General features: G+C 66.3%; 8 protein-coding genes. 5 read left to right on the top strand and 3 right to left on the bottom strand.

Going from position 1 to position 15,783, the window contains the following annotated elements; all coding sequences use genetic code 11:
- Window positions 1-94 precede the first annotated feature (94 nt).
- Window positions 95-406, bottom strand: a complete 312-nt coding sequence (locus tag D187_RS31995) for an SDR family oxidoreductase (protein WP_020918417.1) — start codon at window positions 404-406, stop codon at window positions 95-97.
- 195 nt (window positions 407-601) lie between these two features.
- Between D187_RS31995 and D187_RS31990 the strand changes: the two genes are divergently transcribed.
- The 5 genes from D187_RS31990 (at window position 602) to D187_RS31970 (ending at window position 9,539) form a co-directional block, all read left to right on the top strand.
- Window positions 602-5,923, top strand: a complete 5,322-nt coding sequence (locus tag D187_RS31990) for a trifunctional serine/threonine-protein kinase/ATP-binding protein/sensor histidine kinase (RefSeq protein WP_043432468.1) — start codon at window positions 602-604, stop codon at window positions 5,921-5,923.
- An 82-nt stretch (window positions 5,924-6,005) separates the two neighbouring features.
- Complete coding sequence (locus tag D187_RS31985) at window positions 6,006-6,623, top strand: flavodoxin family protein (RefSeq protein WP_043432386.1); 618 nt, start codon at window positions 6,006-6,008, stop codon at window positions 6,621-6,623.
- A 7-nt stretch (window positions 6,624-6,630) separates the two neighbouring features.
- Window positions 6,631-7,239: a TetR/AcrR family transcriptional regulator gene (locus tag D187_RS31980; protein WP_002624624.1), complete on the top strand. Its 609-nt coding sequence runs from the start codon at window positions 6,631-6,633 to the stop codon at window positions 7,237-7,239.
- A 122-nt stretch (window positions 7,240-7,361) separates the two neighbouring features.
- Window positions 7,362-7,793 carry a nuclear transport factor 2 family protein gene (locus tag D187_RS31975; protein ID WP_002624623.1) on the top strand — a complete coding sequence of 144 codons (432 nt, stop codon included), beginning with the start codon at window positions 7,362-7,364 and terminating at the stop codon, window positions 7,791-7,793.
- Window positions 7,794-7,982: 189 nt separating this feature from the next.
- Window positions 7,983-9,539 (top strand): TROVE domain-containing protein, encoded by a 1,557-nt coding sequence (locus tag D187_RS31970; RefSeq protein WP_002624622.1) that lies wholly within the window; start codon window positions 7,983-7,985, stop codon window positions 9,537-9,539.
- A gap of 191 nt (window positions 9,540-9,730) precedes the next feature.
- On the opposite strand, the gene D187_RS31965 is transcribed toward D187_RS31970, so the two are convergent.
- Together D187_RS31965 and D187_RS31960 are read right to left on the bottom strand one after the other, a co-directional pair.
- Entirely contained in the window at window positions 9,731-10,228 is a 498-nt protein-coding gene (locus D187_RS31965) for a CinA family protein (protein ID WP_002624621.1), read from the bottom strand.
- A gap of 34 nt (window positions 10,229-10,262) precedes the next feature.
- On the bottom strand, window positions 10,263-15,650 hold the full coding sequence (locus D187_RS31960) for a trifunctional serine/threonine-protein kinase/ATP-binding protein/sensor histidine kinase (protein ID WP_043432384.1): 5,388 nt from the start codon (window positions 15,648-15,650) through the stop codon (window positions 10,263-10,265).
- Window positions 15,651-15,783: the final 133 nt, after the last annotated feature.

The raw sequence follows: 15,783 nt of genomic DNA, 5'->3' as shown, positions 1-15,783 counted from the left end.
GAAAGAGCGAGAGGTGTCGAAACAGGTCCTTTGACAACATTTCCGGTCGACACCCTTCCGGGGCGGACACGGATATGCCCCGAGCGGTGGGCCGTCAGCCCTCCTGTGCGGCGAACTTCCGCGCGTCGAGCACCTGGCTGGTGTCACTCCCCTCGATGCTCCGCACGTAGGCCCGGGCGACCTGAGCCGCGGGCATGCCGGCAATGCCCTTCATGTTGAAGGCCTTCAAGGTCTCATCCACCCACGGCGGGCTCACCACGTTGATACGAATGCCCCGGGGCATCTCGAGCGCCGCCGCACGGGTGAAGCTCTCGAGCGCCCCGTTCACCAGGCTGATGGCGGACGTGCCCGGCATGGGCTCCTGGGCGAGCACTCCGGTGGTTTCGATGAACGGGCCGCAAGGCACGGCTCGCAGTCCCTCCGAGCGCTCACGCTCCGGTTCGAGGTACGTCGAACAAATGCGCCACGGTCACACCCCGAGGAGCGCGGTCAATGCCCGATTGACGCATCAAGGGGGAAACCTCCCGCTGGCGGGTTATGGGAAGCCACTGAGGCCACGCGCTGGTTCAAGCACGGCATGGGCCATTCCTGGTGCACCCACATGTTGCATTGCCCTGGCTATACCCTCCTCGGACTCCTGCAATCCACGTCCTCCCATCTCCTCTACCGTGCACTGAGAGAGGTGGACCGCCAGGCCGTCATCCTCAAGACCCCCCGCTCCGACTTTCCGGGTGCCCGGGAACGAGCGCTCCTCCAACACGAGCACACGCTCCTCCAACGGCTGCGCGGGACCCCCGGGATCATCCAGGTCCACGCCTGTGAGATGCACCAGGAGCGTCCGGTCCTCATCCTCGCCCACGAGGGCGGCACCCCGCTCTCCGAGCATCTGGGTCAGCCCCTTGCTCCCGAGCGCTTCCTCCCCATCGCCCTCGGCCTGTGCTCCACCCTGGCCGAGGTCCACCGTCGGGGCGTCATCCACAAGGACATCAAACCGGCCAACATCCTCCTGTCCGACTCCGGCCAGCCCTGGCTCATCGACTTCGGCATTTCCACCCTCCAGCGCATGGAGCACGTGGAGGCGGCTCCCGCGCCCCTCGTGCAGGGAACTCCGGCGTACATGTCTCCGGAGCAGACAGGACGGATGAACCGGACGCTGGACTACCGCACCGACCTCTACTCCCTGGGCGTCACCTTCTACCAGATGCTCACGGGACGTCTGCCCTTCGAGGGCAGGGACTTGTTGGAGTGGTTTCACGCCCACCTGGCCCAGACGCCCCCGTCCCCGCACCAGGTGGTGCCCGGGGTGCCGCCCCTCCTCTCCGCCCTGGTGATGAAGCTCTTGTCCAAGCGGGCCGAGGAGCGCTACCAGGCAGCGGAGGGCTTGCGATTCGATCTGGAGCGCCTCCAGCGAGGAGAGGAAGACTTCCGCCTGGGGGAGCGGGACGTGCCCGCGCGCTTCCTGCTGCCCCAGCGGTTGTATGGCCGGCAGACCGAGGTGGAGACCCTGCTCGAGGCCTTCGAGCGCGTGGCACGGGAGGGCCGGCTGGAGTGGGTGTCGGTCCGCGGCTACTCGGGCATAGGCAAGTCCGCCGTCGTGCATGAGTTGCACGAGCCCGTGTTGCGGCGCCGTGGCTTCTTCCTTCACGGCAAGTTCGACCAGTTCCAGCGGGACGTGCCCTACACCCCCCTGGTCCAGGCTCTCCGCGGCCTCCTCCAGCACCTGCTGGCCGGCAGCGACGAGGAGCTCGCCACCTGGCGCCACCGCCTGTTGCAAGCCCTGGAAGGGCAAGGACAGGTGCTGGTGGGCCTGGTGCCGCAATGGGAACTCGTCCTGGGCAAACAGCCCGCCGTGGCGGAACTGCCACCCGAGGCCGCGCCCCACCGCGTCCATCGTCTCTTCCAACGCCTGCTGAGCGTCTTCGCCACGAGCGAGCGCCCGCTGGTGCTCTTCCTGGATGACTTGCAGTGGGCGGACCTCGCCAGCCTCGAGCTGTTGCAATACCTCGCGTCCCATCCGGACACGCCGCCCCTGCTGTTGGTGGGCGCCTACCGGGACAACGAGGTGGGCCCCTCTCACCCCCTCCTGTCGACGTTCGCCCGGGCGCGCGAGGCGGGGGCACGGCTCGGGGACATCCACCTGGGAGCCTTGTCGCTCGAGCAGACGCGCCAACTGGTGGCGGAGGCCCTCCCGGGTGCCAGTCCAGACGTCGTGGAGCCACTGCGCGCCCTGGTCTGGGAAAAGACCGCGGGCAATCCCTTCTTCCTGTTGCAACTGTTGCAGACACTCCACCAGGAGGAGTTGGTGACGCGTGCGCCCGAGGGGGGCTGGCGCTGGGATGAAGCGGGCGTGAAGGCGCGTGGCTACTCGGACAACGTGGTGGACTTCATGGTGGGCAGGCTGCGCCATCTGCCCGAGGACACACAACACCTGCTCCAGCTGGCCGCCTGTGTGGGGAGCACCTTTCCGCTCTCCCTCCTGGCCCACCTGACCCGGAGGGACGTCTCCCAGGTGGAGGACGGCCTGGAGCCAGCCCTGCGGGAGGGACTGGTGGAATGGACGGGTCCCCATCACCCGCGCTTCCTCCACGACCACATCCAACAAGCCGCCCATGAGCTCCTCCCGGCCGAGGAGCGCAAGCGCTTGCACCTGCGCATCGGTCGCCAATGGCTGAGCGACTTGTCTCCGGAAGAACTCGACGAGCGCCTCTTCGATGTCGTGGGCCAGCTCAACGCGGGAGTGGAACTGATGCAGGATGAGGCGGAGCGCACGCATCTGGCGCACCTCAACGCACGAGCGGGTTTCCGGGCCAGGGCCGCCTCGGCCCACCATTCGGCCGCGGGCTATTTCACCCTGGCCATCTCCCTGCTGCCCGGCGACCCCTGGGAATCCGACCATGCCCTGACGTTCAAATTGCGCTCGGCCCAGGTCACCAGTGACTCGATGAGCGGCCATTCCGACAAGGCCGTCCTCCTGGCGGAGGAGTTGTTGCGCCAGGCCCGTACGCGCTCCGACATGGCCGCTGCCCACATTCTCCGGGGCCGCCTCCACGGGCTCGTCGGGAGTACCCAGGGTGCTGTCAGCACCCTCCTGGAATGCCTGCGGAAGTTTGGATGGGGCCTGACGCCCACCCCATCCGAGGAAGAGCTCCACCGGGCCGAGGAGGAACTGGAACTGTTGCTGGAACGGCATTCCGTCGAGGAGATCCTGTCCCTGCCCGCCCCGACGGATGCCGACCTGACGGCCACCCTCGATGTCTTGTCGGCCTTGAGCGCCTCGGCCCTGTTCGCCAATGTCAGGCTGTCCGCCCTGGCCGCCCTCCAGTCGGCGGTCTTGAGCATCCGCCACGGCAACACGGAGGCGTCCGCGAACAGTTATGTCCTCTGCTCCTCCTGGTATGGCTCCAATCGCCAGAAATACGGTGAAGCACGCGCCCTGGGCGAACTCGCCCTCCGCCTGAGTGAGCGCTACCCACTGTCTCCTCACAAGATCCGGGTGCTGAACTACTCCGCGACCATCCAGAGTCTGTCCGTCCCCTTCTCCCAGGTCCGGGAGACCATCCTCGCCGCCCTTCGAGAATCAGTCATGAGGGGAGACGATCCGGGGGCCTGCGCGTGTTGCTTCTCCCTCATCCGAAACCTCCTGCTCGAGGGTCGTGAGCTTTCCGAGATCCACCAGGAGTCGAAGGCCTTCGAGGAGTTCGTCCGCAAATCCAGCCATCCCATGTTCGCCCACCTGGCGCGCTACAACCTGCGTCTCGTGCAGCAACTGCGCGGGCTCACGCCCTCCTTCTCCGAGATCGATGGGGATGGGTTCGATGAGGCGAGCGTCGAGGCACAGCTGCTGGGGAGTGGCTCGCCTCAATTCCACGGTCTGTTCCTCCACATCAAGATGCAGTCGCGCTTCATGTGTGGTGACTACGAGCAGGCCCGCCAGGCCCGCACCCAGGTCGCGCGAACGGCCTCCAGAACGCCGGGCGATCCCATGCGGTTCAACTATCACTTGTATGGGGCGCTGACACTGGCCGCCTGCCACCGGACCGCGGCCCCCGACGAACAGCGGGAGTTCCTCGTCGAGATCGACAAGCACCGTCAACAGCTCGCGGCCTGGGCCAGCGGGTGCCCGGCGAACTTCCTCGCCGCCGAGAGGATGGTGGCCGCCGAGCTGGCCCGGCTCTCCGGCAACACCGAAGAGGCCCTGCGTGCCTACGAGGCCGCCCTGCTCGCCGCTCGCGAACACGGCGCTCCCCACCATGTGGGTCTCGCCAATGAGCTGGCCGCCCGTTTTTGCAAGGGCCTGGGCTTGCCCTCGCTGGCGACCAGCTACATCCGCCAGGCCCGCGAGGCGTACTTCCAATGGGGCGCCCACGGAAAAGTCCGCCAGTTGGAGGAGCTGTGGCCGCAACTCCTCTCCGCGCCGGCCTCCGCCCAGGACACCACCACGGACCAGGGGACGGGCCCCCAGCACGTCGATTCACTCGCCGTCATCAAGGCCCAACAGGCCATCTCCAGCGAAATCCTCCTCGAGCCCCTGGTGGCCACCCTCCTGCGTGTCACCCTGGAGAGCGCCGGTGCCCAGCGCGCCGCCCTCTTCCTTCTCCAGGACGACTCGCTCCAACTGGTCGCGCGCCAGTCCGCCTCCCCCTCCGACAGCGGGAGCCTGTCCACCGACGCACTGCCCCTGTCCCTGCTCTCCTACGTGCGCCGCACCCGTGAGCACGTCCTGCTCAACGACACCTCCCACCCCCACCCCTTCTCCTCCGACACCTACTTCTCCTCGTCGTCCGCCCGCTCCATCCTTTGTCTCCCCTTGCGCCGCAAGGAAGCCTTCTTCGGCCTGCTCTACCTGGAGAACTCCCTGACCCAGGAGGCCTTCTCCCCCGCCCGGCTCTCGCTCCTGGAGCACCTCGCCTCCCAGGCCTCCATCTCCATCGAGAATGCCCGGCTCTACTCGGACGTGCAGAAGGCCGAAGCCGCCCTGCGCCAGGCCAATGATGAGCTGGAGGCGCGCGTCCAGCAGCGCACCCACGAGTTGAAGCGGGCCCAGGCCCAGTTGGTGGAAACCGCCCGCCGGACGGGCATGGCGGAAATCGCCTCCAATGTGATCCATGACGTGGGCAACGCCCTCACCAGCATCGTCGTGGACACCGCGCTGATGCGCGACACGCTCGCCACCTCCCGCGTGGGTCGCCTCCGGCAGGCCGCCACCCTTCTGGACGACAACCGCACCCACCTGGCCGACTTCCTCACGCGGGACGCGCGCGGCCACCACCTGGTGGACTACTTCCTCCAACTGACCGGGGAGCTGGAACAGGAACAGGCGTCTCTCGCCACGAGTCTGGACACCATGGACTCGCAGGTGTCACGGGTACGCTCCATCGTGGAGGGTCAACAAGCCCATGCCACCTCCACCCTGCTGTGGGAAGAGTGCGACCTGGGCGAGTTGATGGAGGAGGCCCTGCGTCTTCAACACGGCGCCCTGCTTCAGGCCCAGGTCACCGTCTCCCGGGAAGTCCAAGCCCTTCCCCCGGTGAAGATAGACAAGCACAAGGTGCTCACCATCCTGCTCAACCTGCTGAACAATGCCCGCCAGGCCCTGGAAGCCCTCCCCCAACCCGCCCCGCGCCTCACCCTCCGCCTGACCCAGGAGGACGGCTGGGTGCGGCTGCAGGTGATGGACACCGGAGTGGGCCTCGCTCCGGACATCCGCCCGCACCTCTTCACCCAGGGTTTCACCACCCGCCCCCACGGTCATGGGATTGGCCTGCACTCCAGTGCACTCGCCGCACGGCTCATGGGTGGACGGCTCGCCCTGGACAGCGAGGGTCCAGGTCGCGGCACCACCGCGACCCTGCTCCTCCCCTCGAATGAGCCCTCTTCTTCACGCACGAATGCGCTTGAAAAGGAAAAGGCCCCGGCGTATTGAACCGATCGGTTCAAATGACGAGCCCGAGTCGGGCACGCGATCAGCGAGCGCCACGGCGCACATCGAAAGAAGAGGAACTCCCATGTCCGATACATCCGAGACTGTTCGAGTGGTGGTCGTCTATCACAGCGGTCGTGGTGGCCACACGACGAAGGTCGCCGAGGCGGTCGCGGCCGGTGCCGCGAAGGAGCCCAACACGGAGGTCCAGCTCCTCTGGGCCGAGGATGCGCCGAAGCACTGGGACGTGCTGGATTCCGCCGATGCCATCATCATGGGCGCGCCCACGTACATGGGCAGCCTGTCGGCGCAGTTCAAGGGCTTCATGGATGCGACCTCCCACCTGCAGTACGCGCAGAAGCGCTGGGCCAACAAGGTAGCCGCGGGCTTCACCAATGGCGGCTCCCGGGGTGGCGACAAGCAGAACTCCCTGATTCAACTCATGACGTTCGCGGCGCAGCACCACATGCACTGGGTGAACCTGGGCCTGCCGTACGGCAACAACCGTTCCTTCACCAACGAGGACGTGCTCAACCGGGATGCGTACACTCTGGGCGTGGCGGCCCAATCCAACCTCGATCAATCCTCGGACGTCGCGCCACCGCCCGCCGACTTGAGGACCGCCGAGTTCCTCGGGCAGCGCGTGACGAACGTCGCCAGGGAGCTGAAGGTCGGACGGGCCGTCCTCGCCCAACGAAAGTGAGTGGAACATGTCTCGACCCAAGGGGTTCAACCGGGAAGGCGTCCTGCGAAAAGCCATTGGCGTGTTCTGGAAGAAGGGCTACGCCGACACGAGCCTTCAGGACCTCGAGCGCGCCACGGGCGTCAACAAGTCGGGGCTCTACTCCGAGTTCCGGGGCAAGGACGACCTGTACACCGAGAGCTTGAAGTTCTACCTCGAGCAGGCCCACACGGAGGAGCTCCTCTCCGCCCAACCCCTGGGCCTGGACAACGTCGAACGCTTCCTCGCCCTCGGGTTGCGCTGCGCTTACGGTTCGCCAGGCTGCCTGTTGGTCAACTCGCTGCGCGAGGTGGCGGTGCTGCCTCCCACTGTCGAGACACTGATTCGCGAGAATCGGCGCCACCTCCACTCGGCCCTGGCGCGCAACCTCGAGGCCGCGCGGCCCTCGGGCGATGCCCAGGAGCTGGCCGACCTGGTGCTGACGTTCTTCTCGGGCCTCACCCTCGAGCAGAACCTGGACACGGACGAAAAAGAGACCCAGCGGAAGATCGCGAGCTTCATGCGCCTGCTTCGCGGCCAGTTGGGGACCACCGTCGATCCCCTGGAGACGAAAAAGCCCTCGGGGCGCGGGCACTGACACCCCGCTGGAGCACTTTTGAATCGGACTCAAAAGAGTCTTGAAGGCAAGCCATCCCATGGACGCGAGGGTCACGTGTTAAATCCTGCCTCGTTCCCCGAACCCGCTCCTGGAGAAACACGATGGCCACGTCCTTCAAAACCACTCTTTTCAGCTTCCTCGCCGCATTGACCCTGAGTGCTCCGGCTCTGGCCGCCGCCCCGAGCACCCAAGAAGTCTGGCAACACCATATCAAGGCCTGGGCTGACCAGGACGTCGCCGCCATCACGTCGGACTACACCGACAGCTCCATCCTGATTCTCAACAATCAGGTCATCCGCGGCAAAGCAGGCATCGCTCAGGCATTCCGTCAGTTGTTCCAGATCTTCAGCACCGGCCAGAACCAGTTGGATCAACCCACCATCAATGGCCGCATCATCTACCTCACCTGGCGCTATACGCCGAAGAATGAAAACGCGTTCTTCGGCAGCGACACCTTCGTGGTCGAAAATGGCAAGATCCAGATTCAGACCATCGCCTCGGAACTGTATTTCAGCCACCCCGTCAAGCCTTGACGGGTGAGCATCCGGCGGAAGCAGGTGCTTTTCACCTGCCTATCCCAGAGGATAGACTCTTATCCCATGGGATAAGCACTTCCCGGGTGGGCCCCGGTCCCGGCCAGGAAAGTCCCTGGCGGGACGCGGGTTTACGTGGACGGGCCCCCTGAAAGACGGCCTGGCACGCCTGATGCTCAAGGCAAGGGCATGGCGAACCTGTCCCTCTTCCAGACCCCTCGTGGCCCGGCGATGCCCCGGCCCGATGCCCTCAACGAGGAGGGCGCTCCCGCCTTTGCCTTCACGCCCCGGCACGCGCTGGCCCAGTACGCGGCCACCGGCTGCCTCAACGGCACCTTCTACGCCGCGGCCGAGGTTCAGCTCGACCAGTTGCTCGCGCTGAGCGGCCAGGTGGAGCCGGAGTTCGTGGCGCGCACGGCCCTCTACTGCCGCCACCGTGGGTACATGAAGGACACCCCGGCGCTGCTGTGCGCGGTGCTCTCGGTGCTCGGGCCCGAGCTGCTGCCCCGCGTCTTCCCGCGCGTCATCGACAACGGCCGCATGCTACGCACCTTCGTGCAGATCATGCGCTCGGGGCTCGTGGCCCGCCGCTCGCTGGGTAGCCTTCCCAAGCGCCTGGTGCGCGAGTGGCTGGAGGCCCGCGACGAGAACACGCTCTTTCGTGACTCGGTGGGTCAGTCCCCCTCGCTGGCGGACATCATCCGCATGGTGCACCCCAAGCCGAAGACGGCCCAGCGCGAGGCCTTCTATGGCTATCTGCTGGGCCGGCCCCACGCGCGCGAGGCGCTGCCGGCGCTGGTGGCCCACTACGAGGACTTCAAGGCCCGCCCCACCTCGCGCGAGGTGCCGGAGGTGCCCTTTCAACTGCTCACCTCCCTGCCCCTGAAGACGGAGGCGTGGGTGCGCATCGCCCAGGGGGCCTCCTGGCAGATGACGCGGATGAACCTCAACACCTTCGCCCGGCATGGTGTCTTCAAGCAGCAGGGCATGGAGAAGATGATCGCCCGGCGACTGGCGGATCCGGCGGAGGTGCGGCGGGCGCGGGTGTTCCCCTACCAGCTCCTGGCGACGTGGCGCGCGGTGGGGCGCGCGGTGCCTGCCCGGGTGCGCGATGCCGTGGAGGAGGCCATGGAGGTGGCCATCGAGAACGTGCCGCGCGTGGAGGGCCGGGCCTATGTCTGCGTGGACGTCTCGGGCTCCATGCAGTCGCCGGTGACGGGTCATCGCGAGGGGGCGACGACGGCGGTGCGCTGCGTGGACGTGGCCGCGCTGATGGCGGCGGCCATGCTGCGCCGCAACCCGGGCACGCAGGTGGTGCCCTTCGAGCATGACGTGGTGCCGCTGGCCCTCCAGGCGCGTGACAGCGTCATGACCAACGCCCAACGGCTGGCGGCGGTGGGCGGTGGCGGGACGAATTGCAGCGCACCGCTGGCGTGGCTGAACGCGCGTCAGGCGAAGGGGGAGCTGGTCGTCTTCGTGTCGGACAACGAGTCCTGGGTGGACGCGCGGGCGGGAGTGGGGACGGAGACGCTGCGACAGTGGGAGCTCTTCCGGCGCCGCAACCCGAACGCGCGGTTGGTGTGCATTGATCTCCAGCCGTACCGGACGACCCAGGCTCCGGAGCGCGAGGACATCATCAACGTGGGAGGTTTTTCGGATGTGGTGTTCGAACTGATGTCGGACTTCACCCGGAACGGGTTGGATGCCCGCCGGTGGGTGAAGTCCATCGAGAGCACCGAGCTTTGAGGAACGCCGAGGACCGGATGCGAGTGTGACTACATTCCAAATTGTCCGTCTCACTCACCCCTTGCCGGCCCATGGCGGAGGGGGGAGGCCGAATGCGAACGGGACTACATTCCTGATTGTCCGTCTCGTTCACTCCTTGTCGGCCCCCCTCCTCATCCTCGCTTCCCTCCTCCGTCCCTCACCTCACACGCTCACGATTCGGACTCCAGCCGCGCGAGCAGCAGAGCCATGGCGCGGTCCGCGATGGCACGGCGCACGTCGCTCCGGTCTCCCGTGAAGACGTGACGCTCCACCGCGGCCCGCTCTCCCCGGCGCACCACCGCGAGGAACGCCAGCCCCACCGGCTTGAGCGGCGTGCCTCCCGTCGGCCCCGCGATGCCCGTCTCCGCCACCGCCCAGTCCGCGCGAGAATGCTCCAGCGCGGCGTGAGCCAGCGCCTCCACCGCCTCCGCACTCACCGAGCCATGCACCTGGAGCAACTCCAGCGGCACACCCAACTGCTCCACCTTGGATTCGTTCGAGTATGGAATGAACCCGCGCTCCACCACCGACGACGCGCCCGGCACCTCCGTCAGCCGTGCACACACGAGGCCGCCCGTACACGCCTCCACCAACACCAGGCGCACGCCCTTCTCACGGCAGCGCCGCGACACCTCCACCGCCAACACGTCCGGTGACTCGCTCATCATCCGTGTCCATCCTCCCACCCGAGCCGCGCCCAGATCAGCTCGCGCGCTTCGGCAGTGTCACCACGAATTCCGTCGATTCGCCCACCTCGGACGTGAAGACCAGGGAACCACCGTGGCCCTGCACGACGATGTCGTGACTGATCGACAAGCCGAGTCCGGTTCCCTCCCCTGGGGGCTTGGTGGTGAAGAAGGGGGTGAAGATCTTGTCCTGATGCGCCGCCTGGATTCCTTCTCCATTGTCCCGGATGCGCAGCTCGAATCGATCCTCCAGGTTCCGGGTCTTCACCTCGAGAACCGGGGTGAACCCCTCTCCCAGCCTCCTCTTCTTGAGCTCGAGTGCGTAGAGGGAGTTGTTGAGGAGGTTCAGCATGACACGTCCGATCTCCTCTGGAGTGACGACCTCGCTCCCGAGCGCCTTGTCGTAGTCCGCGAGAAGCGTGGCCGCGAGCACGAGGGCCCCCTTGCGCGCACCATGGCCGACCATCGCGAGATTCACGTGCTCCTGGACCAGCGCGTTGATGTCCACCTTCCGCGCCACCCCGGTACCGCTCCGCGCATGCTCGAGCATCGCACGGATGATCCGGTCCGCACGCCCGCTGTGCTCGGAAATCTTCTTCGCGGCCGTCGACAACTCACCGAGGAGTTGCTCCACCGCCTCGGCCCCTTCCGTCGTTGGCCTGGCCCGTTGGAGATGGATTTCCTCTTGGAGTTCGGACACCAGTGTCATCGTGGACTCAGCGAAGTTGTTCACGAAGTTGAGCGGGTTCTTGATTTCGTGTGCGATCCCCGAAGTCAGGCTGCCGAGTGCCGCGAGCTTCTCCTGGAGGACGAGCTGTTTCTGGGTCTCCCGCAGGCGTTGGAGTGCATCGGAGAGTTCCCGCGTCCGTTCCTTCACCCGTGCATCGAGCGTGTCGTAGAGCTTGGCGTTCTCCAGCGAGATGGCGGCCTGCGCGGCGAGGAGCTCGAGCACTTCGCAACGCTCGGGTGTGAAGGCGTTCGCCAGCAACTCGTTCTCCAGGTAGAGAATACCCACGCGCTTCTTCTGGTGGAGGATGGGCATGCACAGCACCGACTTCGGCTGGCGTGCCAACACATAGGCCTCCGACTGGAAGGCCCCCTCCTTGGACGCATCGCCGAGCACCACCACCTCTTGCATCCGCTCCACGTAGCGGACGATCGCGTGCGAAAACTCGACCGGGACCTGCTCGATGGTCTCGTGAAGCGAGACGGTGCCCACCTCGGCCCCGGGTGAACTCCGCGCGAGCGCGACGAGTGGCCGCTCCCCCTGGAGCATGAGCAGGCCCCAGCGAGCCCCGGCGTTCTCGACGACGATCCGCACCAGCTTCTCGAGGAGTTCGGTGAGCACCACCTCACCCGAAATGGCCTGCGAGGCCTTGAGCACGCTCACCAGATCGAGCGCCTGCGAGGAGCGGGAATCCTCGGTGGTCGTGCGCTCCGTGGAGATGGGCGAGCGGAGCGCCTCTCCCCCACGGGAGGCCATCGCGCGCAGCTCCGGGAAGGTGCGCTCGAGCTCCCGCACCTTCGCCTCGGCCCCCCAGTGGTGGTAGAGGTGACGCGCCCGGGTCATGAAGAGCCACGAGACATCCTGCTCCCCGCGCTCGCGCAGGAACAAGGCGAAGCGCTCCGTCGCTAGGGCCTCATCGTTGCGGAACTCGTGTTCTCGGGCCAGGGCAATGGCCCGGTAGTACTCCACCCGAGCCTGTTCCGTTGCGCCGAACACCCGGTGACGCTCCGCCAGGAGCAGCGCATGCTTCGCCCCATGATTCGCCGGTGCATGCCCGGCCCAGTGATGCATCTTCGCAATGCCCTCATCCACGCGCCTCAGCATGCGCTCACGCTCCTCGGTACTCATGCTGGCGTAGAGCGACAGGCGCGCGAGCACATCGAAGAAGATGAAGAGCGGCAGATGGAGGGTGCCCGTCACGGCTCCCACATGGCGATCGACGACCGCGGCGTGGTCGAGCGCCTCGGCATGACGCCCGAACAAGACACAGAGCTGGAGCTTGTAGAGAAAGAGCGAGGCCACGCCCAACGCATCGTTCGCCGCGAGATGGATCGGCAGCATCTTCTCTTCGTCGTACACGGCCCCCACCAGGCGGCACGGCTCCTCGGAGAGCCCCCTCAGATTCTGCACCGCCTGGTGCACGATCTGCGTGTAATGCCAGGTGGTCTCCTGTTTGCTTTGGACGAGCGCCTGGACCCAGGCACTCGCGCGCTGGTCGAGTCCGGAGAGTTCCTGTCCCAGGAAGAAGGAATGGATGACAAGCCAGTTCGTCCCCCAGCCGGCGAACGTGGGATCGCCCTCCTCCAGCCCCGACCGGTGGACCTCCTCGAGGCCACGGAGGCTCTCGCGGAGGTGCGCCTTCCACTGGCCGCTGATCATGTTCCACATGAACAGCGCGCGCACCGTGTACTCGCGAGCCTCGTAGCGCTCGAGGACGCGCAGGGCCAGCGCCGCGAGCGCGTAGGCGGAGTCGATGTCCCCCACGGCCCCGATGAGGATGATGCCATACATGGCATAGCCGTACGCCATCGACCCGGTGTTACCGTACTTCGCCGCGAGCACGGTCTGGCGGAGCACGATGAGCGGAAAGAGCGGCGGTGCGGCGACGTACGCGAGCGCGGAGAGGATCGACAGCAGCCGCATCACCGCCAGCATCACGGGGTCCTTCATCGGAGGCAGCTCGATGAGCTCCGCGATGGGACGGTCCCCGAGGGCGGCCCTGGCCTCCGCGAGCGCGGCGCCCACATCCTCTGGAGTCGGCCGTGCCGGAAATTCGATACCGAGCAGCGCCAGGCCGTGGCGGAGGGTATGGACCGCGTCCTCGAGCCGGTTCTGGATGATGAGGGCATGACTCCTCACCTCATAGACCTTGCACGGGTCGAGCAGTCCACGGGCGTGCGCGAGCACCTCGTTGGCATGGTGCTCCATCCGCTGGAAGTCCCGGCTCAAGAAGCTCGCTTCCGCGGCCTGGGTGTGGAGTTGGAGTGCGAGCTCGTAGCGGCGCGTCCAACGTTCATCCCCAAGGAGCGCGAGCCCCGCTTCGAAGCAGCCCAGCGCGACGGCATGCGCGGCCGAGGACTGCCCCTTACGTCCCGCGGAGAGGTTGAGCGCCGCGAGCTCGTCCCGCTCCTGCTGCTGGCTGATCAGCTCCGAGCCGAGGTTGAGGTGGCCCACGATGGTGAAGAGGGCCTCGTCCTGCTCCGCGGGGGGGAGCGCCGAGCGCATCAGGCGGCCAATCCGCAGATGGACCGAGCACCGCTCCTCATCGGGGAGCAGCGCTCGGGCCGCGTCCTGCACACGATCGTGCAGGAACCGGTAGGCGACCCTGGTCCACCCGCCGGCCCGAGCGCCCGTGTTCCCGTGCTCGGTGACGAAGTCCGCGGCGGCGGAGTGCGCCTCGATGAACTTGTAGGCGTCGCCCAGCGGCTGGAGGAGCCCCTCGCGCAGCGCTGGCCAGAGCGAGTCCGCCAACAGCTGGGGGGCTCTCTCCTCCACGAGGGCGAGGGTCTTCAGCTCGAAGGTATTACCCATACAAGCCGCCAGCTTGAGGACGCGCTGAGTATCCTCCGGAAGCTTCTGGATCTTCGACTCCATCAGCGCGACGACGTTGTCGGTCATCGGCGTGTGGGAGATCCGATCCATGTCCCACGTCCAGATACCCGCCTGGACGTCGAAGCGGATCATCCCCTCGTTGTAGAGGGAGAGCAGGAACTGACCCATGAAGAAGGGGTTGCCAGCCGTCTTGCGCAGGCAGATGTCCGCGAGCGGCTCGACGTCCACGGGAGCGCGGTTCAGCGTGTCGGCCAGGAACTCGATGCAGTGCTCTCGTTCGAGCGGACCCAGGGAGATGGTGCTCATGGTCGCGCCGGCACGGCCAAGTCCGGCGAGGATCGCGAGGAGCGGATGCGCCGCGTCGATTTCGTTGTCGCGATAGGCACCCATCAGGAGCAGGTGCTTCATGTCCGAGTCGGTCAGGAGCTGCTCGATCAGGGTAAGCGACGGCAGATCGGCCCACTGGAGATCATCGAGGAACACCACGAGCGGGTGCTCCGGCCCCGCGAAGGTACGGAAAAACCTTTCAAATACACGCTTGAAACGTTTCTGCGCTTCGAGGGGTGGCAACTCGGGAGCCCTCGGCTGCGGCCCGACGATGAGTTCCACCTCGGAGATCACATCGATAATCACCGAGGTATTCAGGCCCAGCGCGGCCAGGAGCTTCTCCCGCCAGTGCGCGAGCCGCTCCGCGGGCTCGGAGAGGAGCTGCCTGACGAGCTCCTGGATGGCCTGGATGAGGGAGGCATAGGGGATGTTCCGGCTGAGCTGATCGAACTTGCCGGAGATGAAGTATCCGCGACGTCTGACGATCGGCCTGTGCACTTCGTGGACAAGCGCGCTCTTCCCGATGCCCGAGTAGCCGGCCACGAGGACGAGTTCCGCCCTGCCCGTGGCCACGCGCTCGAAGATAGCGAGGAGCGCCTCTGCCTCCCGCTGGCGCCCGTAGAGTTTCTGCGGAAGCCGCAGACGCTCGGAGACATCTCCGCGTCCGAGTTCGAAGGAGGGGATGGTGCCCGTCGCGCGCAGTTCATCGAGACATCGCCGGAGGTCGCTCACGAGCGCGAAGGCGCTCTGGTAGCGGTCCTCTGCCCGTTTCGACATCAGGCGGAGCACGATGTCGGAAACAACGGCCGGAATTCCTGGCACGAGTTCGCACGGGGGCACCGGCACACGCGCGATGTGACAGTGCACGAGTTCCATGGGATCGGCCGACGTGAAGGGAAGCTGCCCGGTGAGGAGCTCATAGAATGACACCCCGAGCGAGTAGAAGTCGGTGCGGTAATCGATGGACCGGTTCATGCGGCCCGTCGCTTCGGGCGACACGTAGGGGAGCGACCCCTCGAGTCCCTTCGAGCCGAAGACAGCCGGAGTCTCGTGAGACAGCTCCGTCGCGATGCCGAAGTCGATGAGCTTGAGCACATCGGTGCTCGGGTTCCAGACGATGTTGGAAGGGTTGATGTCCTTGTGGATCACGTCACGCCGATGGACGCGTCCCAGGATCTCCGCGAGCCGAAGCGCCAGGTCCAGGAATCGCGGGAGTTCCACCGGACGGCCCGTCAGGAGGCGAGCCAGGGACTCCGCGCCGAAGTCCTCGAGAATGATCGCCACACTCGTGCCGAACCGCTCCAGGGCGAGAACCTCGATGATGCCCTCCATCGCGAGTTCGCGCGTCAGCCGGTATTCGCGGTGAAGCCGGGCAACCTGCTCGATGCTGGGAAACTCCGCGTTCAGGACCTTCAGGATCACGGGCCGCGCGTCGGCGGTTCGGGTCGCCCGGTAGATGAGCGATTTCGAGCTGGTGAACAGCGTTTCCCTGACTGCGTATCCCGGGATTGAATTCATCGGACCCTGCTCTCATCGATCAAGCGGCGATGATACCACCGCGATCTTCATTCGATGGGCGAGCGGCGCTCGGAGGCAGGCGGCCAGGTTGCATGACCTCGGCGTCACTCGTGGCCACGTCACACCGGACGTG

Source organism: Cystobacter fuscus DSM 2262 (assembly GCF_000335475.2).
In the GTDB taxonomy this organism is placed as follows: Bacteria; Myxococcota; Myxococcia; order Myxococcales; family Myxococcaceae; genus Cystobacter; species Cystobacter fuscus.
This window is presented reverse-complemented; position numbering and strand designations above follow the sequence as displayed.